The sequence below is a fragment of the Bacillota bacterium genome, assembly GCA_029961055.1.
Classification (GTDB): Bacteria; Bacillota; Sulfobacillia; order JAIMAT01; family JAIMAT01; genus JAIMAT01.
In genome coordinates, this window is record JASBVM010000005.1 from 89,570 (window position 1) to 111,800 (window position 22,231).

Consider the following 22,231-nt stretch of genomic DNA (forward strand, 5'->3'; position numbering starts at 1 on the left):
GGTTGAGGCGGTTGCCCGAGGTGGCCGCACGACTGGAGAAGATCCCCCCCTATCTGTTCGCCGAACTGGACCGGCAGCGCGAGGAGGCCGTGGCGCGGGGCGTGGACGTGATCGACCTGGGGATCGGCGACCCGGTCGACCCGACCCCGCCCCAGGTGGTGGAGCGCCTGGCGCAGGCCGCCCGCGACCCGGCCAACCACCGCTATCCGAGCTACCGGGGCTCGCTCCGCTTCCGGCGCGCCATCAGCGACTGGTACCGCCGCCGCTTCGGCGTCCGGCTCGACCCGGAGCGCCAGGTGATGGCGCTGATCGGCTCCAAGGAGGGGCTGGCCCACCTGATCTGGGCGTACGCGGGTCCGGGCGACGTGGTCCTGGTGCCCGACCCGGCCTACCCCGTCTACGACGTCCAGACGCGCCTCGCGGGCGCCGAGCCGTGGCCGCTCCCCCTGGAGCGGGAGCGGGGCTTCCTGCCCGACCTGGCTCAGGTGCCGGAAGAGGTGGCGCGGCGGGCGAAGCTCCTCTTCCTCAACTATCCGAACAACCCGACGGCGGCCGTGGCGGACCTCGACTTCTGGCGACGGGCGGTGGCCTGGGCGCGGGAGCACGACGTCCTGATCGCCTCCGATGCGGCCTACGTGGAGAACACCTTCGACGGCTTCCGCGCGCCCAGCGCCCTGGAGGTGCCGGGGGCGGAGGAGTGCACCGTCGAGTTCTACTCGCTCTCCAAGCCCTTCAACATGACCGGCTGGCGCATCGCCGCGGCGGTCGGGAACGCGGCGGCGGTGGCGGCGCTGGGCCGGCTGAAGACCAACCTCGACTCCGGGCAGTTCGGCGCCGTCCAGGAGGCGGCGGTCACCGCCCTGGAGGAGGTCGGCGAGCCCTTCATCGCCGCGATGAACGAGATCTACCGCCGCCGCCGCGACCGGGCGGTGGCGGCGCTGACCGGAGCGGGGCTGCACGTCGCGCCCAGCCGGGGTACCTTCTACCTCTGGGTCCCGGTGCCGCAGGGCGAGAGCTCGGCCGGCTTCGCCGCCCGCCTCTTCCGGCAGACGGGCGTGCTGGTGGCGCCGGGCAGCGCCTACGGCCGGCAGGGGGAGGGCTTCTTCCGCATCTCCCTGACGGTCCCCGACGAGCGGCTGGACCAGGCCATGGCGCGCATCGAGGAAGGGTTCCACGCATGAGCGAGGAGGTCTACCTGGACCACGCCGCCACCTCCCCGGTCCGGCCGGAGGCGGCGGAGGTGGTGCGGCGGCTGATGGAGGAGGAGTGGGGCAACCCCTCCTCCGTCCACCGCAAGGGACTTGAGGCCAGGCGGGCCGTGGAGGAGGCGCGCCAGCAGCTGGCCGCCGTCCTGGCCGCGGAGCCGCGCGAGATCACCTTCACCTCGGGGGCCACCGAGGCGGACAACCTGGCCCTGCTGGGCGGCGCGGCCGCCCGCCGCGGCTGGGGCCGGAAGATCCTGGTCAGCGCCGTGGAGCACGAGGCGATCCTGCAGCCCGCCGCCCGGCTGGAGCGCGAGGGCTGGGAGGTGGAGCGTCTTCCTGTCGACCGCGAGGGCCGCCTCCGGCTGGACCGGCTGGAGGCCGCCCTGGACGAGCGGGTGGCCGTCGTGGCGGTGATGCTGGTCAACAACGAGCTGGGCACCGTGGAACCGGTCGACCAGGTGGGCGCCCTCCTGGCCCGCCGCTTCGGCCACCTGGCGCCCGCCCGGCGACCGCTCTTCCACGTGGACGCGGTCCAGGGGCTGGGGAAGATTCGCCTGCGGCCGCGCGCCTGGGGGGTGGGCTCCATGGCGCTCAGCGCCCACAAGGTGGGCGGGCCCAAGGGCGTCGGGGCGATCTGGCTGGCCAAGGAGCTGCGCGTGGAGCCGCTCCTCCTGGGCGGAGGACAGGAGCGGGGGCTCCGCTCGGGCACGGAGAACACCGCCGGCATCGCCGCCTTCGGGCGCGCGGCGGAGCTGGCGGAGGCGGAGCGGGCGGAGGCGGTCGGCCGGCTGGCGGCCTGGCGCGAGCGGCTGATCCGCGGCCTGGAGGAGCTGGGAGGGCGGCTGAACGGGCCGCGTCCGGCCAGCGACGGGGAGCGCCTGGCGGGGGCGGCGCCGCACATCGTGAACGTCGGTTTTCCCGGCCTGCGGGGAGAGACGCTTCTCCACGCCCTGGAGGCCGAGGGTGTCTACGTCTCCACCGGTTCGGCCTGCACGGCCAGCCGGCCGGAGCCGAGCCACGTCCTGCTGGCTGCGGGCCTCGAGCCGGCGCTCGCCCAGGGGGCGGTGCGGCTGAGCCTCTCCCCCTGGGCGACGCGGGCGGAGGAGATCGATGCGACCCTGGCCGCCTTCGGGCGAGCCCTGGCGATGCTGAGGGGAGCGGTGGGGGAGGTGCGGCGATGAGGCGCCGGCTCCTCCTGCTCCGCTACGGCGAGATCGGCCTCAAGGGCAAGAACCGGCCCGGCTTCGAACACCAGCTCCGCCGGCAGGTGGCGGCGGCGCTGGCGCGGACGGGGGTCCAGGGGGTGGAGGTCGCCTGGCGGAACGGCCGGCTCCTGGTGGTGCCGCCGCCCGGCCAGGAAGCCTGGGAGAGGGTGGAGCAGGCGCTCGGCCGGGTCTTCGGCATCGTCTCCTTCAGCCCGGCGCTGGGGGTCGAGCCGGAGCGCGGGGCGCTGGAGGAGGCGGCGCTGACGGCGCTGGAGGAGGCCCTCCGGGAGGCGGAGGCGCGGGGGCGGCCGGCGCGCTCCTTCAAGGTGGAGGCGCGGCGGGTGGACAAGCGTTTCCCCCTGGGCTCGCTGGAGATGAACGCCCTCCTGGGCGCCCTCCTCCACGAGCGCCATCCCGAGCTCCAGGTGGACGTCCACACCCCCGACGTCCGCGTCCAGGTGGAGGTGCGGGAGCGGGAGGCGTACGTCTTCGCCCTCACCCTTCCCGGACCGGGCGGGTTGCCGCTGGGCGCCAGCGGGCGCGCCATGCTGCTCCTCTCCGGCGGCATCGACAGCCCGGTGGCCGGCTGGATGGCCATGCGCCGGGGCATCGAGATCGAGGCCGTCCACTTCGAGAGCTTCCCGTACACCAGCGAGCAGGCGCGGGAGAAGGTGCTGGAGCTGGCGCGCATCCTGGCCGGCTGGAGCGGCGAGATGACCGTCCACGTGGTCCACTTCACCGACATCCAGACCGCCATCTACCGGGAGGCTCCGGCCGAGCTGGGCGTCATCCTGATGCGGCGGGCGATGTTCCGCCTGGCGGAGGAGCTGGCGCGGCGGCGGGGCGCGCTGGGGACGGTGACCGGCGAGAACGTCGGCCAGGTGGCCAGCCAGACGCTGGAGAGCATGGGCGTGATCAACCGGGTCACCACCCTGCCCGTCCTCCGCCCCCTGATCACCATGGACAAGAGCCAGATCATCGAGGAAGCCAGGCGGATCGGCACCTACGAGACCTCCATCCTTCCCTACGCCGACTGCTGCAGCCTCTTCGTCCCCGCCCACCCGGCGACCCGGCCGCGGCTGGCTGAAGTGGAGGGGGCCGAGGCGCGGATCGACTGGGAGCGCCTCCTGCCGGAGGCGCTGGAAAGGACCGTGGCGGTGAGCGTCCGGCCGTGACGGCGCCTGGAACGGCGGACCGTCCGGACGTATCATTCAGCCAACGAAGGGGAGAGGTTCGGTGGAGATCAAGCTCATCAACATCGGCTTCGGCAACATCATCTCGGCCAACCGCGTGATCGCCATCGTCAGCCCCGAGTCCGCGCCGATCAAGCGGGTGGTGCAGGAGGCGAGGGATGCCGGGCGGCTGATCGACGCCACCTACGGCCGGCGGACGCGGGCGGTGATCATCACCGACAGCGAGCACGTGGTGCTCTCCGCCATCCAGCCGGAGACGGTGGCCCACCGCATGCTGACCCGTGAGGGCGCCGCGGAGCGGGAGCCCGTGCCCAACTCGGCGCCGGACGCGCTGGTGGAGGTGGATCCGCAGGAGTGAGCGGAACGGCCGGCTCGACGGGCGCACCCAGGCCCCGCTTTCCGGGGCTGCTCTTCGTCCTCTCGGGGCCCAGCGGAGCCGGCAAGGGCTCGGTGAGGAAGGCCTGGCTGGAGCGCCACCCCGACGTCCGCTTCGCCCCCTCGGTGACCACGCGGGCGCCCAGGACCGGGGAGGAGCCGGGGGTCGACTACCTCTTCCTCGACGAGGAAGGGTTCGAGGACCGGCGGCGCTCGGGCGAGCTGGTGGAGTGGGCGCGCGTCTTCGACCATGCCTACGGGACGCCGCGGCGCCCCATGGAGGAGTGGCTCGGCCAGGGGGTCGACGTGGTGGTGGAGAAGGATGTCCAGGGCGCCATGAGCCTCAAGGCCGCCTATCCGGAGGCGGTCTTCGTCTTCATCCTTCCGCCCTCGTTCCAGGAGCTCCGCCGGCGCATGATCCGGCGCGGCACGGAGAGCCCGGAGGCGAGGGAGATGCGCCTGGCGCACGCCGCCCAGGAGCTGAGCTACATCGGCGAGTACGACTACGCGGTGGTCAACGACCGCGTAGAGCGGGCCGCGGAGCTGCTGGAAGCGATCCGGCGGGCCGAGCACTGCCGGGCCTGGCGCCAGCTGGCCGACGGATCGCCGCTGGTGCCGGAGGAGGAGAGTTCCGGCGACGGGCTGGGTGCGGTGCCGGCACCCGCGCGGCACCAGCCGCAGGGAGAGGGGTGAGAAGGGTTGGAGGGTCGACTCGACCCGACGCTGGAGGAGGTGCTGGCGGCCATGCCCCGCAAGTACGCGGTGGTCAACGCGGCCGCCCAGCGGGCGCGCCAGCTCCTGGAGGGGGCGGCGCCGGCGGTCTCCAAGCCCGGCTCGAAGCCGGTGGTGATCGCCCTCAAGGAGATCGCCGAGGGGAAGGTCAGCTACGAGGTGAGCGAGGGCGAGTGAACCGTCGGGCCGGCCAAGCCATGCGCCTGGCCGCCGTCGCGGTGGACGTGGCCGCGGCCGCCACCGACCGTCTCTTCGACTACTGGATCCCGCCCGAGTGGATCGGCCGGCTGGAGCCGGGCTGGCGCGTCCGCGTCCCCTTCGGGCACAGCCGGCGGGAGGGCTTTGTCATCGAGCTGCGCCGGGAGCCGTCCGTGCCCGCCTCCCGGGTCCGCTCCATCGCGGCCGTGCTCGACCCCATGCCGGCCCTGACGCCGGAGGCGCTGGAGCTGGCCCGGTGGCTGGCGCGGGCCTACGGGACCACGCTGGTCCAGGCGCTGCGGGTGATGCTGCCGGCGGGCCTGCGCGGCGACCGGATCCGGCAGCGGAGCGAAGAGGTGCTCCACCCCGGTCCGGCCTTCGCGGCCGCGGTGGAGGAGGGGCAACGGCTCTCGGCGGCGCGCCGGCGCGTCCTCGCCCTCCTCCAGGGAGCGCCGGGACCGTGGCGCCGCCCGGAGCTGGAACGGGCCGCCGGGGTGAGCGCCGCCACCCTCCGGCTGATGGTCAGGGCCGGCCTCCTGTCCGTGGAGCGGCGTCCCCTTCCTCGCAGCCCGCAACCCGCCCCGGTCGCCGGGGACGAGCGGCGCCCCGAGCTGACGCCGGATCAGGCGGAAGCGGTCGCGGCCGTGCGCCGCGCCCTGGCGGAGGGGCTTCCCACGGTCTTCCTGCTGGAGGGCGTGACGGGGAGCGGCAAGACGGAGGTCTACCTGCGCGCCCTGGAAGCCGTCCTGGAGGCCGGCCGGCAGGCCATCGTCCTGGTGCCGGAGATCGCTCTCACCCCCCAGACGGTGGCCCGCTTCCGCGGGCGCTTCGGCGACGGGGTGGCCGTCTTCCACAGCGGCCTCAGCGACGGCGAGCGGTACGACGAGTGGTGGCGGGTCCGCCGGGGCGAGGCCAGCCTGGTGGTGGGCGCCCGCTCGGCGGTCTTCGCCCCCTGCCAGCGCCTGGGCCTGATCGTGGTCGACGAGGAGCAGGAAGCCAGCTACAAACAGGAAGAGACGCCCCGCTACCACGCCCGCTCGGTGGCGCTCGAGCGGGCCCGGCGCGCCCGCTGCCCGGTCATCCTGGGCAGCGCCACGCCGGCGCTGGAGTCGATGGCCGAGGCGGCGCGCGGTCACTACCACCTCCTCCGGCTTCCCACCCGGGTCAACGGCCGGCCGCTCCCCGCGGCCGAGGTGGTGGACATGCGCAAGGAGCTGGCGGAGGGGAACCGCTCGCTCTTCAGCCGCCGGCTGGCCGAGGCGCTCGACGAGACGCTGGCCCGCGGGGAGCAGTCGGTCCTCCTGCTCAACCGGCGAGGCTTTCACACCTTCGTCCTCTGCCGGGAGTGCGGCTACGTCCTGCGCTGCCCGCACTGCGCCGTCTCGCTGGCCTACCATGCGGACCAGCAGCTGCTCCGCTGCCACTACTGCGGCTGGGCGGAGCGCCCTCCGTCCCGCTGCCCGGGTTGCGGCGGCACCGCCCTGGGCTACCATGGCTCAGGCACGCAGCGCGTGGAGGAAGAGCTGGCCCAGCGCTGGCCGGGTGCGCGGGTGCTGCGCATGGACGCCGACAGCACCGTCCGGAAGGGCGCCCACGAGGCGATCTACCGCCGCTTCCTGCGGGGCGAGGCGGACATCCTGGTGGGGACGCAGATGGTGGCCAAGGGCTGGGACGTGGGCGGGGTGACGCTGGTCGGCGTGATCAATGCCGATACGGCGCTCAACCTGCCCGACTTCCGCGCGGCGGAGCGGACCTTCCAGCTGCTCACCCAGGCGGCCGGCCGGGCCGGCCGCGGCGACCGGCCCGGCCGGGTGGTGATCCAGAGCTTCGCGCCGGAGCACTACGCCATCCAGGCGGCGCTGCGGATGGACCCCGAGGCCTTCGCGCGGCTGGAGCTGCCGGTCCGGCGGGAGCTGGGGTATCCTCCCTATCGCCGCCTGGTCCGTCTCCTGGCGCTGGCGGCCAGGCCGCAGGAAGCGGAGCAGGCGGCGGAGGCGGTGGCGCGCCGGCTGCGCGCGTCGTTGCCGCCCGGCGCCCGCCTGATCGGACCGAGCGAGGCGCCGCTGGGCAGGCTGAAAGGGCAGAGCCGCTGGCACCTGCTGCTCAGCGGCGAGCGGGTGGGGGCGCTGCGGGACGCGGCCTTGGCCGCCGTCGCCGAGGCCGGCCGGGCCGCGGGCGAGGTGCGACTCCTGGTCGACGTCGACCCGGTCTCGCTCCTGTAGAGGCCAGCCAGGGAAGGAGTCGGATGGTGGAGGTATGGGCGCGAACGGGCAGCAAGAGCAAGAGGAAGCCAGGCGTCCCGCGGCCGCGGAGAGGGCCGGGCGGCAGAAGGGGGTGATCCGCCCCATCCTGGACTCCTCGCACCCGGAGGTGCGACAGAGGGCCAGACCGGTCCGCCGGGTCACCCGGCAGATCTGGAAGCTCCTGGACGACATGGCCGTCACCATGTACGACGCCGACGGAGTCGGCCTGGCCGCGCCCCAGATCGGGGTCGACCTGCGCGTCATCGTGGTCGACGTCGGCGACGGCCTGATCGAGATGGTCAACCCGGAGCTCCTGCGCTCGGAGGGCGAGCAGACCGGCTACGAGGGCTGCCTCAGCGTGCCGGGCTACGTGGGCGAGGTGACGCGGGCCCGCCACGTCCGCGTCACCGGGCTGGACCGGCAGGGGCGGCGGATCTGGGTGGACGCCGACGACTTCAAGGCGCGGGCGTTCCAGCACGAGCTCGACCACCTGGAGGGCGTCCTCTACGTGGACAAGGCGCAGCGGCTGGTCCGCCTCCCGCCCGAGACGGCCTACCGGCTGGTCTTCATGGGCACCCCGGAGTTCGGCGTCACGGTCCTGCGCCGCCTGGCCCGGCACGGCTTCAAGCTGGCCGGCGTGGTCACCCAGCCCGACCGGCCCCGGGCGCGGGGGCAGGCGGTCCTCCCCTCCCCGGTCAAGCGCCAGGCGCTGGAGTACGGGCTCCCCCTCCTGGAGCCGGAGAACCCGCGCGAGCCCGGCTTCCTGGAACGGCTGCGGGAGCTCCGCCCGGACGTGATCGTCACCGCCGCCTACGGCTTCGTCCTGCCGCCCGAGGTGCTGGCGGTGCCCAAGCTGGTGGCGCTCAACATCCATCCCTCGCTGCTGCCGCGCTACCGCGGCCCGGCCCCGATCCAGCGGGCGCTGATGGCGGGCGAGAGGGAGACGGGCGTCACCGTCATCCGCATGTCCGAGCGCGTCGACGCGGGCGAGGTGCTGGCGCAGCGCCCGGTCCCCATCGAGCCGGAGGACGACGCGGGCTCGCTGGGGGCGAAGCTGGCGGCGGCCGGTGCGGAGCTGGTGATCGACGTCCTCCATCGCCTCGCGGTCGGCGAGGAGGTGCCGGGCGTCCCGCAGGACGAGTCGGCGGCGACCCGGGCGCCCAAGATCCGCCCCGAGGAAGAGCGCCTGGACTGGAGCCGCCCCGCGGAGCAGCTCCTCCACCAGATCCGCGCGCTCAGCCCCAAGCCCGGCGCCTACACCTTCTACCAGGGGCAGCGGTTCAAGGTCTTCCGCGCCGAGCCGCTGCCGGCGGCCGAGCTCCCGGGAGGCGGGACCGGGGCGCTCCAACCCGGGGAACTGGTGGCGGTGGACGCTCGCTCGGCGGTGGTCGCCTGCGGCCCGGACGGGGGCCAGCGGCTGCGGCTGCTGGAGGTCCAGGCGGCCGGGCGGCGGAGGATGTCCGTGGCCGACTTCCTGCGCGGCAACCCGCTCCGGCCCGGGGAGCGCCTTGGCTGAGAGGCCCGGCCGCCGGCCGGCCGGAGCCGGCCGGAGCCGGCGCGGCGCCCGGGAGGTGGCGCTCCGCGCCTGCCTGAGGGTGGAGGAGGGCGCGCGCAGCCGCGAGGCGCTGGAGGCCGAGCTGGCCCGGGCGCCGGGCCTGGCTGCCGCCGACCGGCACCTGGCCACGGAGCTGACCTACGGCACCGTCCGCTGGCTGCGCCGCTTCGACTTCCTCCTGGCGCGGACCTCCCGCCGGCCGCTGGCCCGGCTGCAGCCGCCGCTCCGCTGGGCGCTCCGGATGGCCCTCTACCAGCTGGAGCAGATGAAGATCCCCGAGCACGCGGCGCTCCACGAGACGCTGGAGGCGCTGCGGGCGGTGGCGGGCCCGGCGCCGGTCGGCTATGCCAACGGGGTGCTGCGGGAGGCGCTCCGCCGCCGCGGCGAGTGGAGCTGGCCCGACGACGGCTCACCCGGGAGCCTGGCCGTCCGCCACTCCTTCCCGGACTGGCTGGCGCGCCGCTGGGTGGAGCGGTACGGGGGCGAGGAGGCGGAGCGCCTGATGCGGACCATGAACGTGCCGCCGCCTCTGACCGTCCGGCTCAACCGGCTCCGCGCCCGGCCGCAGGAGGCGCTGGAGCGCCTCCGGGCGGCAGGCCTGGAGGCGCGGGCGGGCCGCTACGAGCCGCAGGCGCTGGAGGTGCGGGGCGCCGCGCCCCGGGAGCTCCCGGGCTGGGAGGAAGGCTGGTACCAGGTCCAGTCCGAGGCGTCCATCCTGGTCGGGCGCACCGTCGGCGCCCGTCCGGGCGAGCGGGTCCTGGACGTGGCGGCCGCGCCGGGCGGGAAGAGCACCCACCTGGCGGAGCAGATGGAGGACCGGGGGCTGGTGCTGGCCGTGGACGTGGATGCACGGCGGCTCGGCCGGGTGGAGGAGAACGCCCGCCGGCTCGGCCTCCGCTCGATCCGCGTCCTGGCCGAGGATGCGCGCCACCTGGCGGAGCGTCTGGAGGCCGCCTCCTTCGACCGCCTCCTGGTGGACGCACCCTGTACCGGCACGGGCGTGCTCAACCGCCGGGCGGAGGCTCGCTGGCGGAAGCGCCCGCAGGACGTGGGCCGGGCGGCCCGCCTGCAGGCGGAGATCCTGGACGGAGTGGCTCCCTTGCTCCGGCGCGGGGGGACGCTGGTCTATTCGACGTGTACACTCGAACCTGAGGAGAACCGTGAGACGGTGGAGAGCTTCCTGAGGCGGTGGCCGGGCTACCGGTGGGATCCGCTGGCTCCCTGGCTGCCGCCGGCGCTGGCCGGGCGGGTCGAGCGGGAGGGCGAGATCCAGTTCCTGCCGCAGCGCGACGGTCTGGATGGCCACTACATCGCCCGGCTGGTTCGGGAGGCGTGAGCGATGCAAGACGAGAGGCAGGCGGCCGCGGGGCTGCCCGATCCGCGGGGCATGGACCGGCAGGAGCTGGAGGCGTTCGCGCGGAGCGAGGGGCAGCCCGCCTACCGCGGCCGCCAGCTCTTCCGCTGGATCCAGGGGAGGGCCGCCACCGACTTCGAGAGCATGACCGACCTGCCGGCGGGCTGGCGGGCCAGCCTTGCCGGGCGGATTCCTCTCGAGCCGGCGGAGGTGGTCCGGCGGCAGGTCGATCCGGAGGACGGGACGGTCAAGCTCCTCCTGCGCCTGCGGGACGGCGAGCTGGTGGAGACGGTGCGCATGCGCTACCGGTACGGTACCAGCGCCTGCATCTCCACCCAGGCGGGCTGCAACGTCGGCTGCCGCTTCTGCGCCTCCACCCTGGGGGGGAAGCGGCGCGACCTGACGGCGGGGGAGATGGCGGAGCAGGCGCTGGCCATCCAGCGCGAGCTCCTCCCCCACGGCGAGCGGCTCTCGCGGCTGGTCCTGATGGGCATGGGAGAGCCGCTGGAGAACTATGAAGAGACGGTCCGCTTCCTCCGCCTGGCGCACGAGCCCGAGGGGATGGCCATCTCCTACCGGCGCATGACCGTCTCCACCTCCGGGGTGGCGCCGGCCATCGAGCGGCTGGCGGGGGAAGGGCTCCCGGTGACGCTCGCCATCTCGCTCCACGCGCCCAACGACGAGCTCCGGCGGCGGCTGGTGCCCATGAACAACCGCTACCCGCTGGCGCGGCTGCTGGAAGCGGCGCGGAGCTACCTGGAGCGGACGGGACGACGGCTCACCTTCGAATACGTGCTGATCGACCGCGTCAACGACGAGCCGGAGCACGCCCGGGAGCTGGCCGCGCTCCTCCACGGGCTGCTCTGCCACGTCAACCTGATCCCGCTCAACGAATCGGGCCGGGGTCTGGTCAGCTCGCCGCCGGAGAGGATCGAAGCCTTCCGGCGGGTCCTGGAGCGAAGCGGCCTGCAGGTGACGGTCCGGCGCTCGCTGGGACAGCAGATCGACGCCGCCTGCGGGCAGCTCCGCCGCCGCGAGGTGGCCGGGGGGGAGCGACGCCGGGCGCCGCTCCCCCGCTGACGGGGGAGCCCGCGTGCCGCCGGGCGGTCCTGGGCGGGGGCGGGCGGGAAGCGGGTCGGGGAGGGAGCGGCATGCGGGTCGACGCGGCCAGTGACGTGGGCAAGGTCCGCCCTCGCAACGAGGACGCCTGGGTCTGGCGCCGTATCCGGACGCTGGAGCTCCTGGCGGTGGCCGACGGGCTGGGCGGTCACAGGGCCGGCGACGTGGCCAGCCGGCTGGCGCTGGACGAGCTGGCCAAGGGGCTGGACGTGGACGGCGCCGAGACGGGGGAGGCCAGCCGGGAGAGCCTGCTCCGGGCCGTCCGCAGGGCGAACCAGGCGGTCTGGGAGGCCGCCCGGGCGCGGGCCGAATGGCAGGGCATGGGGACCACGCTCACCGCGGCGCTGGTCGACGGCGACCGGCTCACCCTGGCCCATGTGGGCGACAGCCGTGCCTACCTGTGGCGGGCCGGATCCCTCCGCCAGCTGACCTCCGACCACTCGCTGGTGCAGGCGCTGGTCGCCCGGGGCGCCCTCAGCGAGGAGGAGGCCGAGCATGTCCCCGAACGGCATATCCTCACCCGGGCGGTGGGGACGTCCCCCGAGGTGGAGGTCGACGTCCTCGAGATCCGCCTGGAGCCGGGGGACCGCCTGGTCCTGGCGACCGACGGGCTGAGCGCCGCCCTGAACAAGGAGCAGGTGGCCGCTCTCCTGGCGGAGGGCGGCGATCGGCCGGCCCATCGCCTGGTGGAGGCGGCCAACCGGGGCGGAGCTCCCGACAACGTGACGGTGCTGGTCGCCGATCTCCCCGCCGGCGGGGAGGAGCAGGACCAGACCGGCCTGGCCGCGGGTGGTCTCGGGTGATCGGACGGGTTCTCGGTGGCCGCTACGAGATCCTGACCCGCCTGGGCGGGGGCGGCATGGCCGTGGTCTACAAGGGCCTCGACCGTCTGCTCAACCGGGCCGTGGCGGTCAAGGTCCTGCGGGAACAGTACTCGACGGACCCCGAGTTCGTCCGGCGCTTCCGGCGGGAGGCCCAGGCGGCCGCCATGCTGGCCCATCCCAACATCGTCAACGTCTACGACGTGGGCGACGAGGGCGAGCTTCATTACATCGTGATGGAGTATGTCGAGGGGCGGACGCTCCGCCAGGTGCTGGACGAGGAAGGGAGGCTCCCCCCGGCGCGGGCGGCGCGCATCGCCGTCCAGATCCTGGACGCGCTCGACGAGGCGCACCGCCACGGCGTCATCCACCGGGACGTCAAGCCGGACAACATCCTCCTCACCCGGGACGACCGGGTGAAGGTGGCCGACTTCGGCATCGCGCGCGCGGTGACGCAGGCCACGCTGGTCCCCACCGGGGCGATCCTGGGCTCGGCCCACTACATCTCGCCGGAGCAGGCGCGAGGCAGCCCTCTCGACGGCCGCTCGGACCTCTATTCGGTGGGCGTGCTCCTCTTCCAGCTGCTCAGCGGGGAGCTCCCCTACGACGGGGAGAGCCCGGTGGAGGTGGCGCTCAAGCGTTTCCAGCAGGATCCGCCCGACCTCTCGCTCCTGGCGCCCGGCGTCCCCGCCGCCCTGGCGGCGGTGGTGCGGAAGGCCATGGCGCGCCAACCCGGCCTCCGCTACGGCTCGGCCGCCGCCATGGCCGAGGATCTCCGCGCCTTCCTGCTGGGCCAGCCGCTCTCCCACGCGGTGCGCCTGGAGCCGCCGCCGGATGGGGAGGCGACCATCGAGCTGGGCCGCGCCCCGAGGCCGAGCGGGGAGGAGGCCGGTGAGGCCGCTGCGCCGTCCAAGGGGGGCCGCGGCGGCGGGAAGCGGGCGCCGGCCCCGCAGCGACGGGGACGCCGGCTCTGGGCCCTGGTGGGGGCGATCGTGCTCCTGCTGGCCGCCGGTGGTTACGGCGCCTGGCGGTTGAGCCGCTGGTTCGACGTGCCCACGGTCCGCGTCCCTTCGGTGGTCGGGCAGAGCCTCAGCCAGGCGACGCGCACCCTGCAGGGGGCGCAGCTCACCCTGAGCGTGGCCGACCAGCGGTACAGCCAGCGCTACCCGGCCAACACCGTCATCTCCCAGGATCCCCGGCCGGGGGCGCAGGTGAAGGCGGGGCAGCCGGTCCGGGTGGTGGTCTCGCAGGGACCCCAGCAGGTGACGGTGCCCGCGGTGGGCAACATGCGCCAGAGCCAGGCCGAGGCGGTTCTCGCGGCGCGCGGGCTGCGGACCCAGGTGGTCCAGCAGTACAGCGACTCCGTGGCCACCGGTTACGTGATCGACCAGTCGCCCGCCCCCGGTTCGCCGGTCTCCCAGGGGAGCACGGTCACCCTGACCGTCAGCCAGGGGCCCAGCGTCACGCAGGTGGTGGTGCCGCCGCTGGTCGGCCTGAGCGTGGACGACGCCTTGGGCCGGCTCCGCTCGAGCCAGCTGGTCCCCGGCAAGATGAGCTACCAGCGCTCGGGCTACCCGGCGGGGATCGTGGTCTCCACCTCGCCCGCCTCGGGGCAGATGGTGGGGTCCGGCAGCTCCGTCGATCTGGTGATCAGCCAGGGCTGCGTCAACCAGGCGCAGCCGACGATCACCGTCCAGGGCGGGGGGGACCAGACCGTCCAGGTCCGGGTCGACTTGTCGGACGCGTCCGGTACGCGCACCATCTACGAGGCGCCCCACGCGCCCGGCGACAGCTTCCAGGTGAACGCCTGCTGGGGGAAGGGCGACGCCTACCTGAAGGTCTACGAGAACGGCAACCTGGTCAACCCTCCGGACGGGCAGCTGCTGAAGGGAGGCACGCCTTGAGCCTGACGGGGCGGGTCGTCAAGGTCCTCAACCAGTGGTACCAGGTGGAGACGACCGAGGGCACCCTGCCGGCACGGCCGCGGGGCCGCCTGCGCCGCGGCGAGGAAGGGGCCCCGGTGGCGGGCGACCTGGTCGAGCTGTGGCGGGCTTCCGACGGGACCGCGCGGATCGAACGGCTGCTGCCGCGCCGGAATCGGCTGGAGCGGCCGCCGGTGGCCAACGTGGACCTCCTCCTGGTGGTCGCATCCTGGGTGGAGCCGCGGGTCGTGCCGGAGCTGGTCGACCGGGCGCTGGTCGAGGCGGAACGCCAGTCCATCCCGGCGGCGCTGGTGGTCAACAAGGTGGACCGGATCGCCGGCCGGCCGGAGCTCCTGGACGAGGCGCGCCGCTTCCTGGAGGCCTACCGGCGGGTGGGGTACCCCGCGCTCTTCACCTCCGCCCGCGACGGCACCGGCCTCGCGGAGCTGCGAACGCTCCTCCGGGGCAGCCTGGTGGTGCTGGCAGGCGCCAGCGGGGTGGGGAAGTCGAGCCTGCTCAACGCGCTCATCCCCGGCGCAAGGCTCCGGACCGGCATGCTCAGCCGGGCCGAGCGCGGCACCCACACCACCCGCCACGTGGAGCTGCTGCCCATGCAGGGGGGCGGCTGGGTGGCCGACACGCCGGGCTTTGTCCGCCTCGACCCGCCCGCCCTGGCGGAGCCCGAGGACCTCCGCCGCTACTTCCCCGAATTCCGGGAGCCGGCCGCTCTCTGCCGCTTTCGGGACTGCCTCCACCTGGAGGAGCCCGAGTGCGGGGTGCGTCGGGCGGTGGAGCAGGGCGAGATCGACGCCGGCCGCTACGCCCGCTACCGGGGGCTTCTGGAGGAGCTGCGCGCGGTGGCGGAGCGGCGTTGAAGAGGAGGCTGCCAGCCCCATGCCCGTCATGCCCGTGATCGCACCGTCGGTCCTGTCCGCGGACCTCTCCCGCCTGGCCGACTTTGCCGCGCGGATGGAGGCGGCGGGAGCCGGCCGGCTCCACCTGGACGTCATGGACGGCCACTTCGTCCCCAACCTCACCTTCGGCCCCCCGGTGGCGGAGTCGCTCCGCCGCCACTCCCGGCTGCCCTTCGACGTCCACCTGATGGTGGAGGAGCCCGAGGCGTGGATCGACCCCTTTCTGGGGGCGCGGCCGGCGACGCTGGTGGTCCACGCGGAGGCGAGCCGCCACCTGCACAAGCTGCTGGCGACGATCCGCGCGCGCGGCTTCAGGGCCGGGCTGGCCCTCAACCCTGCCACCGGCACGGAGGCGGTCCGCTGGCTCTGGCCGCTCCTGGACCAGATCCTGGTCATGAGCGTCAATCCGGGTCGCGGCGGGCAACGCTTCCTGCCGCTGGCGCTGGAGAAGCTCCGCCTCCTGGCACGGGAGGCGCCACCCGGCTGGAGGGGCGAGCTGGCGGTGGACGGGGGCATCGGCGAGGAGACGGCCGAGGAGGCGGTGGCGGCGGGCGCCGAAGTGCTGGTGGCCGGCGCCTCCCTGGCGCGGGCGGAGGATCCGGGCGCGGCCTTCCAGCGGCTGCGGGCGCTGGCGGAGCGGGCGGCCCGGGGGGCGAGGGGCCGGGCGCCCGGCTCGGGGGAGGCGGGCCGGGGCGGAATAGCCTAGAACGTGCGCCGGCGGACGGCATGGAAGGGGGTGAGGCGGTGCTCTACCTGAGCCAGCTCCTGGGGAGCCGGGTGTACGCGCGCGAGTCGGAGGGCTCCATGGTGCTGGGGCGGCTGGAGGACGTGGTGATCCAGGCGGGGCAGTCGAACCCGGTGGCGCGCGGCTTCATCCTGCGGGGCAGGCGCGGCGACGCCTTCTGGGTGCCCAGCGGGCAGCTGGCGCCCGCCGCCGACGGGCGGCTGGTGGTCAGCTCGCCCCAGCGGTCGATCCGGCTCTTCCTGCCCGAGGCGCGGACCATCCGGCTGGGGTTGGACGTCCTGGACAAGCAGGTGATCGACATCATGGGCCGGAAGGTGGTCCGCGTCAACGACGTCCAGGTGAACTGGGTGGGGGAGACGCTCCGCATCGTCGCCGTCGACGTGGGCTGGAGCGGCTTCCTCCAGAGGCTCGGGCTGGGCTGGCTGACCGGACTGCTGCGCCGGCTGGGGCTGGCCGGGCGGGAGCGCCTGATCCCCTGGGCGCTGGTGGAGCCGCTGGGCTCTCCCTCCTCGCCGCTCAAGCTCGCCATCGCCTGGAACAAGCTGCGGGGCTACCACCCGGCCGACCTGGCCGCGCTCCTGCCCGACCTCGACCCGGAGGAGCAGGTGGCGCTCCTCCGCTCCATGGAGCTCCGGGACGCGGCGGAGGTGATCTCGCGCATCGAGGAGCCGCCGCTTCGCCGTTCGATCCTGGAGCGGCTTCCGACCGGCCTCGCCTCCGACATCCTGGAGCAGATGGCGCCGGACGACGCCGCCGACGTGCTGGCCGAACTGCCCCAGGACGATCAGGAGGCGATCGTGGGCGGGATGGAGCGGGCGGAGCGGACGGACGTGGAGCGGCTGATGCGCTTCGGACCGCACTCGGCGGGCGGTCTGATGACCACCGACTTCATCGCCTTTCCCCAGCGGCTGACGGCCCAGGAGGCGATCGACCGCCTGCGGGTCCTCGCCCCGGACGCCGAGACCATCTACTACCTCTACGTAGTCTCCGAGGAGGGCCGGCTGGTGGGGACACTCTCCCTCCGCGACCTGATCGTCGCGCCGCCCGATCGCCCGCTGGACGCGATCATGCACCGGCGTGTGGTCTCGGTCCCCCTGGAGGCGGACGAGGAGACGGTGGTGGACGTGATGGCCCGCTACGACTTCCTGGCGCTGCCCGTGGTCGACGAGCAGCATCGCCTCCAGGGGATCATCACCTACGACGACGTCATGGACGTGGTGCTGGAGCGGGGCGGGTGGAAGAGGCGGCTGCGCGCCCGCGACTGAGGACCGCGATGCGACGGGCCGGCGGGTCTCCTCGGGTCCGGTCCCGTGCGGCCCGCCCGCGAGCGCGGGCCGGAAGGAACCCGGCCGAGGCCGTGCGACATAGAGTGGACTCCGCCCCGCCCTGCGGGCCGGAGGAAGGAGGTTGCCCAGTGCGGTTCATCGTGATCCGGCTGCCGGCCTGGCTGCGCCCGCTGTTGCGCCGGCTGGCGGGCTGAACCGGCCGCGGCGGCTGGCGGGGCGCCCCCCTGGCGCCCCGCGGCCGGCGGGCGCGCCGACCGGACGTCGAACGGAGGAAGCGAGCCTGCGACGGGGCTCCGCGCGGAGCTCCCGGTCCTTCGCCAGGCCTTCGCTAGACCGCGCGCCGAACCCGGCCCGAGCGGAGGCAACGGGTGCAGACGCGCAGCCTCCTCCTCCCCTCCGCGGTCTCGACGCTCACCCTCTGCAGGTTGGGGCGCCAGACCCGGTTCCCCTTCCGGTTGGAGTGGCTGACCGAATGTCCGAAGGCCACCTCGCGACCGCAGAGTTCGCATCGCCTGGACACTGCCACCGCATCCTCTCGATCCAAGGCTGGAAACAGGCACCCCGCATGCTACCATCCCGGCGCCGCGGGCCGCAACCGGGCCGGGGCCGTGGACCGGCCCGCCGGCTGGGCCTGTGCTATCATTTCTGCGTCGCTCTGCGTCGCCGGCCGGCCGCGTGCCGGCCCCAGGAAAGGATCGGTGAGCCGGATGGGCCGCGAGATCGAGACGGCGCTCGGCACGGTGGAGATCAGCGAGGACGCGATCGCCATGTTGGCGGGGCACGCGCTGCAGCAGTGCTACGGCGTCACCGGGGTGGCCAGCCGCGGGCTGGAGGGGCTGGCCGGCGCCCTGGGGCTCGGCTCGCCCGGCCGCGGCATCTCCGTCCACCTGAGCGCGGAGCGGCTGACCCTCGACGTCGCCGTCGTCGTCGGCTTCGGCACCCGCATCTCGGAGGTCGCCCAGAACGCGCGCGAGCAGATCCGCTATAGCGTCGAGCAGGCGACGGGACTCAAGGTGGACCAGGTGAACATCGAGGTGGCGGATATCCAGCTCGACCGCCAGGAGCGTGGCGGGAGAGGCCGGCGCTGAGCGCGGGGGGATCGCCTTGGAAGTGCGCGAGTTGAACGGGCGGGGACTGCTGGCGGCCACCGAGGCCGCGGCGGAGCGGCTGGCTCTGCACGAAGCCGAAGTCAACGCGCTCAACGTCTTCCCGGTGCCGGACGGCGACACGGGCAACAACATGAGCCAGACGATCCAGAACGCGCTGCGCGAGGCCCAACGGTCCGGGAGTTCCCTGGGCGAGGTGGCCCGGGCCCTGGCCCAGGGGGCGCTGATGGGCGCGCGCGGCAACTCCGGCGTCATCCTCTCGCAGCTTCTGCGCGGCTTCGCCGATGGGCTCCGGGGGATGGAGAGGGCGGGGCCCCAGCAGGTGGCGGCCGCCATGCGCCGCGGCGTGGAGACGGCCTACCGGGCGGTGATGAAGCCGGTCGAGGGAACGATCCTGACGGTCGCCCGGCGCGCCGCCGAGGCCGCGGAGGAAGCCGCGCGCCAGGGGGCCGGGCTCTCCCGCCTCCTCAGCCGCGCCCTGGAGGCGGCGCGGCAGGCGCTGGCCGAGACACCGCGGATGCTGGAGGTGCTGCGGCACGCAGGCGTCGTCGACTCCGGCGGGCAGGGCTTGGTCTACCTGCTGGAGGGCGCCAGCGAGAGGATCGGGACGGGCGGCGGGCTGGGGGTGGCCTCGCCACCCTCGGGCGCGGCGGCGCAGGCCGTGCCGGCCGCCGCCCTTCCCGCGGCGGAGGAGTCCGGGCAGGCCGAGAGGGCTGGTGGAGCCGGCCTTGCGGCCTACCGCGAGGAAGCGGTCCGCCAGATGGAGCACCCGTACGAGACGGAGTTCTTCCTGGTGGCCGCGGCGGGGCCCGATTTCCCGCGCTGGCGGCGGGAGCTGGCGGCCATGGGCTCGAGCCTGGTGGTGGTGGAGGGGGAGCGGATGGCCCGCGTCCACATCCACACCGCGGACCCGGGCCGGGTGCTCAGCTGGGCGGTCCGACAGGGGGAGTTGCGTGACGTCAGCGTCGTCAACCTCCGCCTGCAGAGCGAGACGTACGCCCAGACCGCGGCCGGGGAGCGGGCGGCGGAGGCGGGCGAGCGTCCCGCTCCCGTGCCGGCGGTGGCGGTGGTGGCCGTCGTCCAGGGGGAGGGCATGGAGAGGGTCTACCGCTCGCTGGGAGCCCGCCGCCTCGTCCGCGCCGGTGCCACCTTCAACCCCAGCACCGAGGAGATCCTGGAGGCGATCCGCTCCGTGCCGGAGGAGGCGGTGATCGTCCTGCCCAACCACCGGAACGTCCGGATGGCGGCGGAGCAGGCGGCTCGCCTGGCCGTCGGCCGCCGCGTGGAGGTGGTTCCCACCGCGGACATGGCCCAGGGGATCGCGGCGCTGATGAACTTCGTGCCCGACCAGGGCCTCGAGGCGAGCCTCTCCGCGATGCGGGAGGCGCTGGCCTCGGTGCGCACGGGCATGGTGACCCGGGCGGTGCGGGAGGCGACGCTGGACGGCGTCGAGGTGCGGGAGGGCGAATTCCTGGCGCTGCACGGGAACGAGCTGGTCCACGCCGGTCCGGACCTGGAGGAGACGACCCTGGCGCTGGTCGAGCGGCTGGCGGGCGAAGACGCCCGTCTGATCACCCTCATCTACGGCGAAGGGGTGGACGAGGGCCGGGCGAAGGCTCTGGCCCGGCAGGTGGAGCAGGCGGTGCCGGCCTGCGAAGTCCAGGTGGAGCGCGGCGACCAGCCCCTCTACCCCTACCTGGTCGCCGCGGAGTAAGCGCCGGAGCGAGCCTGCGGACCGCCATGGAGACGGCTACCGATCAGGTGGCTCGCGAGCTGCGGGCCATCCTGCGCCAGGAAGAACGGGACGGCTTCCGCGACCGGACGGTGGTGGGCGGCGTCGCCGCCTACGTGGAGAGACGACTGGAACCCCTGCGGCGCCAGGCCCACACGGACGACGACGGGGCCGGTGGCCTGGCGGCTTGGCTGGCCGAGGTCAGCCGGCTCCTGCGGACTTACGCCGAGGCGCCGCCGGAGCGGCGGCCGGCCCTGGCCCGGGCGCTCCGGGCACGGCTCGGGACGGGGTCCGACCTCGAGCGCGGGCCTGGATCCGGACCTGGAACCGGGTCCGGGCGCGGGGAGAAACCCTCGCCCGCCGATCCGGTCACGCGCCTGCGCGGCGTGGGCGGCCGGCAGGCGGCAGCCCTGGCGCGCCTGGAGATCCGGACCGTGGCCGACCTGCTCTTCCACCTCCCCCTGCGGTACGAAGACTGGCGCCAGCCCGTGCCCGTCGCCCGCCTGGAGAGCGGCCGGGAGCAGCTGGTGCTGGGCGAGGTGGTGGCGGTCCGCCGCTGGCAGGCCCGCCGGGGGATGGAGCTGGTGGACGCGGTCCTGCGGGACGGGAGCGGGACGCTCGTCCTCCGCTGGTTCAACCAGCCCTTCCGCGAGCGGCAGCTTCCCCCGGGTGCCCGCCTGGCCGCCTTCGGCCGGGTGGAGCAGTTCCGCGGCCGCTGGCTGATGCAGAGTCCTGACGTGGAGCCGGCGGACGAGGCGGGCGGCCGGCTGGGCCGGCTGGTGCCCGTCTATCCCGCCGGGCAGGGTCTCTCCCAGGGACTCCTGCGGCAATGGTGCCGGCAGGCGGTGGAGGGATCCGCGGACGAGACGGGGGCCGTGCCGGAGGAGGTCCGCCGGCGCCAGGGCTTCCTGGCGCAGGGCGAAGCCTGGCGCGCCGTCCACCTGCCGCGGTCGCCGGAAGAGGCGGAGCTGGGCCGGCGGAGCCTCGCCTTCGAGGAGCTCTGGCTCCTGGAGCTGGGCATCGGCCTCCTCCGCCGGCGGGCGCGGGAGGGGCTGCCGGGCGTTCGCCACCGGCCGGACGGCCGGCGGGTGCGCGCCTTCCGGGAGGGGCTCCCCTACCGGCTGACCGCCGGTCAGGAGCAGGCCTGGCGCGAGATCGAGGCGGACATGGAGGGGCCGCTCAGCATGAACCGGCTCCTCCAGGGCGACGTGGGCGCGGGAAAGACGGTGCTGGCGGCGATGACGCTGTTGAAGAGCGTCGACTCCGGCTACCAGGGCGCCCTGATGGCCCCGACCGAGATCCTGGCGGAGCAGCACTGGCTCCTCCTGGCGCCGCGCTTCGCCCGGCTGGGCGTGGAGGTGGGGCTCCTGCGCGGCGGCCTCTCCCCCGGCGAGCGGGCCGAACTCCTGGATCGGCTGGCCCGGGGCCGGCTCCCGGTGGTGGTGGGGACGCACGCCCTGCTCGAGGAGGACGTCCGCTTCGCCCGCCTGGGCGCCGTGGTGATCGACGAGCAGCACCGCTTCGGCGTGGAGCAGCGGGCGGCGCTCCAGCAGAAGGCGGCGCGGCTGGGGGTCCGGCCGGACGTCCTGGTGATGACGGCCACGCCCATCCCGCGGACGCTGGCGCTCACCCTCTACGGCGACCTGGACCTCTCGGTGCTGCGCGAGCTGCCGCCGGGCAGGAAGCCCGTCCGGACCCGGCTCTTCCCTCCCTCGGCGCGGGAGGAGGCGTACCGGCGGCTGGAGCGCCACCTGCGCGCGGGCCACCGGGCCTACGTGGTCTGCCCGCGCATCGGCGAGGGCGTCGAGGAGGAAGGGGAGGAGCAAGAGAGCGGGGTCGCGGCGGCCGCGCCCGGCGTGACCGCGCTCGCCCGCGAGCTGGAGCGCCGCCATCCGGAATGGCGGGTCGGCCTGCTCCACGGCCGCCTTCCTGTGCGGGAGAAGGCGGCGGTGATGGAGGCCTTCTCCCGCGGCCAGATCCAGGTGCTGGTGGCCACCACGGTGGTGGAGGTGGGCCTGGATGTGCCGGAGGCGACGGTCATCCTGATCGAGGGCGCCGACCTCTTCGGGCTGGCGCAGCTCCACCAGCTGCGGGGGCGGGTGGGCCGCGGCCGGGTCGCCTCGGAGTGCCTCCTGGTCGCCTCCCGCGAGGGCGGCCAGGGCTGGGAGCGCCTCCAGGTGCTGGCCGAGACCGGTGACGGCTTCGCGCTGGCCGAGGCGGACCTCGCCCTGCGGGGGCCGGGCGAGTTCCTGGGCCGGCGACAGCACGGGCTGCCGCAGTTGCGGGCGGCCGACCCGGCCGGAGACCGGGAGCTCCTGGAGTCGGCCCGGGCGGAGAGCGAGCGGCTCCTGGCCGGCGACCCGCGCCTGGAGCGACCGGAACACCGCTTTCTCCGCCGGGAGCTGGTGCGCCGCTTTCCCCAGCTCGACCTCTTCTTCACCGGGTAGGAGCCGGCGGGACGGGGAGGGCCGCCCCACCCCGGGGCGGCCCTCCCCCTCGGTCCGTTCGCGGGTTCCGGCGCACCCG

The 22,231-nt window shown here is 74.7% G+C and carries 19 protein-coding genes; 18 read left to right on the forward strand and 1 reads right to left on the reverse strand.

What is annotated here, in order from left to right:
* Positions 1 to 11: 11 nt before the first annotated feature.
* From QJR14_02090 to QJR14_02160, 15 genes are all read left to right on the forward strand, one after another.
* A complete protein-coding gene (locus QJR14_02090; GenBank protein MDI3316412.1) occupies positions 12 to 1,181 on the forward strand; it encodes an LL-diaminopimelate aminotransferase in 1,170 nt (389 codons plus the stop codon).
* Positions 1,178 to 2,386 carry a cysteine desulfurase family protein gene (locus tag QJR14_02095; GenBank protein MDI3316413.1) on the forward strand — a complete coding sequence of 403 codons (1,209 nt, stop codon included), beginning with the start codon at positions 1,178 to 1,180 and terminating at the stop codon, positions 2,384 to 2,386. The genes QJR14_02090 and QJR14_02095 overlap by 4 nt, the downstream gene beginning before the upstream one ends.
* Complete coding sequence (thiI, locus tag QJR14_02100; GenBank protein ID MDI3316414.1) at positions 2,383 to 3,585, forward strand: tRNA uracil 4-sulfurtransferase ThiI; 1,203 nt, start codon at positions 2,383 to 2,385, stop codon at positions 3,583 to 3,585. Before QJR14_02095 ends, thiI begins: the two co-directional genes overlap by 4 nt.
* 61 nt (positions 3,586 to 3,646) lie before the next feature.
* On the forward strand, positions 3,647 to 3,961 hold the full coding sequence (locus QJR14_02105) for a DUF370 domain-containing protein (protein MDI3316415.1): 315 nt from the start codon (positions 3,647 to 3,649) through the stop codon (positions 3,959 to 3,961).
* Positions 3,958 to 4,671 carry a guanylate kinase gene (gmk, locus tag QJR14_02110; GenBank protein ID MDI3316416.1) on the forward strand — a complete coding sequence of 238 codons (714 nt, stop codon included), beginning with the start codon at positions 3,958 to 3,960 and terminating at the stop codon, positions 4,669 to 4,671. Before QJR14_02105 ends, gmk begins: the two co-directional genes overlap by 4 nt.
* 6 nt (positions 4,672 to 4,677) lie before the next feature.
* Positions 4,678 to 4,887 (forward strand): DNA-directed RNA polymerase subunit omega, encoded by a 210-nt coding sequence (gene rpoZ, locus QJR14_02115; protein ID MDI3316417.1) that lies wholly within the window; start codon positions 4,678 to 4,680, stop codon positions 4,885 to 4,887.
* Entirely contained in the window at positions 4,884 to 7,130 is a 2,247-nt protein-coding gene (priA, locus tag QJR14_02120; protein MDI3316418.1) for a primosomal protein N', read from the forward strand. The genes rpoZ and priA overlap by 4 nt, the downstream gene beginning before the upstream one ends.
* 112 nt (positions 7,131 to 7,242) lie before the next feature.
* The gene (fmt, locus tag QJR14_02125) at positions 7,243 to 8,667 is read left to right on the forward strand and encodes a methionyl-tRNA formyltransferase (GenBank protein MDI3316419.1); all 1,425 of its coding nucleotides are present in this window, start codon (positions 7,243 to 7,245) and stop codon (positions 8,665 to 8,667) included.
* Positions 8,660 to 10,042 (forward strand): 16S rRNA (cytosine(967)-C(5))-methyltransferase RsmB, encoded by a 1,383-nt coding sequence (gene rsmB / locus QJR14_02130; protein MDI3316420.1) that lies wholly within the window; start codon positions 8,660 to 8,662, stop codon positions 10,040 to 10,042. The genes fmt and rsmB overlap by 8 nt, the downstream gene beginning before the upstream one ends.
* 3 nt (positions 10,043 to 10,045) lie before the next feature.
* A complete protein-coding gene (gene rlmN / locus QJR14_02135) occupies positions 10,046 to 11,140 on the forward strand; it encodes a 23S rRNA (adenine(2503)-C(2))-methyltransferase RlmN (protein MDI3316421.1) in 1,095 nt (364 codons plus the stop codon).
* 71 nt (positions 11,141 to 11,211) lie between these two features.
* On the forward strand, positions 11,212 to 11,982 hold the full coding sequence (locus QJR14_02140; protein MDI3316422.1) for a Stp1/IreP family PP2C-type Ser/Thr phosphatase: 771 nt from the start codon (positions 11,212 to 11,214) through the stop codon (positions 11,980 to 11,982).
* Positions 11,979 to 13,904 (forward strand): Stk1 family PASTA domain-containing Ser/Thr kinase, encoded by a 1,926-nt coding sequence (pknB, locus tag QJR14_02145; protein MDI3316423.1) that lies wholly within the window; start codon positions 11,979 to 11,981, stop codon positions 13,902 to 13,904. Before QJR14_02140 ends, pknB begins: the two co-directional genes overlap by 4 nt.
* Positions 13,901 to 14,797, forward strand: a complete 897-nt coding sequence (gene rsgA, locus QJR14_02150; GenBank protein ID MDI3316424.1) for a ribosome small subunit-dependent GTPase A — start codon at positions 13,901 to 13,903, stop codon at positions 14,795 to 14,797. The genes pknB and rsgA overlap by 4 nt, the downstream gene beginning before the upstream one ends.
* Positions 14,798 to 14,816: 19 nt before the next feature.
* Positions 14,817 to 15,542 carry a ribulose-phosphate 3-epimerase gene (gene rpe, locus QJR14_02155; GenBank protein MDI3316425.1) on the forward strand — a complete coding sequence of 242 codons (726 nt, stop codon included), beginning with the start codon at positions 14,817 to 14,819 and terminating at the stop codon, positions 15,540 to 15,542.
* Between the two features lie 38 nt (positions 15,543 to 15,580).
* Entirely contained in the window at positions 15,581 to 16,846 is a 1,266-nt protein-coding gene (locus tag QJR14_02160) for a CBS domain-containing protein (protein MDI3316426.1), read from the forward strand.
* 349 nt (positions 16,847 to 17,195) lie between these two features.
* Here QJR14_02160 and rpmB read toward each other — a convergent pair whose 3' ends face one another.
* On the reverse strand, positions 17,196 to 17,387 hold the full coding sequence (gene rpmB / locus QJR14_02165; GenBank protein ID MDI3316427.1) for a 50S ribosomal protein L28: 192 nt from the start codon (positions 17,385 to 17,387) through the stop codon (positions 17,196 to 17,198).
* Between the two features lie 187 nt (positions 17,388 to 17,574).
* On the opposite strand from rpmB, the gene QJR14_02170 reads away from it, so the two are divergent.
* Genes QJR14_02170 through recG form a run of 3 tightly spaced genes read left to right on the forward strand, consistent with a single transcriptional unit; the run spans position 17,575 to position 22,152 of the window.
* Positions 17,575 to 17,955 (forward strand): Asp23/Gls24 family envelope stress response protein, encoded by a 381-nt coding sequence (locus QJR14_02170; protein MDI3316428.1) that lies wholly within the window; start codon positions 17,575 to 17,577, stop codon positions 17,953 to 17,955.
* A 22-nt stretch (positions 17,956 to 17,977) separates the two neighbouring features.
* Positions 17,978 to 19,687 carry a DAK2 domain-containing protein gene (locus QJR14_02175; GenBank protein MDI3316429.1) on the forward strand — a complete coding sequence of 570 codons (1,710 nt, stop codon included), beginning with the start codon at positions 17,978 to 17,980 and terminating at the stop codon, positions 19,685 to 19,687.
* Positions 19,688 to 19,713: 26 nt separating this feature from the next.
* The gene (gene recG / locus QJR14_02180; GenBank protein MDI3316430.1) at positions 19,714 to 22,152 is read left to right on the forward strand and encodes an ATP-dependent DNA helicase RecG; all 2,439 of its coding nucleotides are present in this window, start codon (positions 19,714 to 19,716) and stop codon (positions 22,150 to 22,152) included.
* Positions 22,153 to 22,231: the final 79 nt, after the last annotated feature.

Coding starts and splice junctions, on each gene's coding strand:
- recG (MDI3316430.1), top strand. CDS start 19,714: ATGGAGACGGCTACCGATCAGGTGGCTCGCGAGCTGCGGGCCATCCTG.
- QJR14_02095 (MDI3316413.1), top strand. CDS start 1,178: ATGAGCGAGGAGGTCTACCTGGACCACGCCGCCACCTCCCCGGTCCGG.
- QJR14_02170 (MDI3316428.1), top strand. CDS start 17,575: ATGGGCCGCGAGATCGAGACGGCGCTCGGCACGGTGGAGATCAGCGAG.
- QJR14_02140 (MDI3316422.1), top strand. CDS start 11,212: ATGCGGGTCGACGCGGCCAGTGACGTGGGCAAGGTCCGCCCTCGCAAC.
- rlmN (MDI3316421.1), top strand. CDS start 10,046: ATGCAAGACGAGAGGCAGGCGGCCGCGGGGCTGCCCGATCCGCGGGGC.
- rpe (MDI3316425.1), top strand. CDS start 14,817: ATGCCCGTCATGCCCGTGATCGCACCGTCGGTCCTGTCCGCGGACCTC.
- thiI (MDI3316414.1), top strand. CDS start 2,383: ATGAGGCGCCGGCTCCTCCTGCTCCGCTACGGCGAGATCGGCCTCAAG.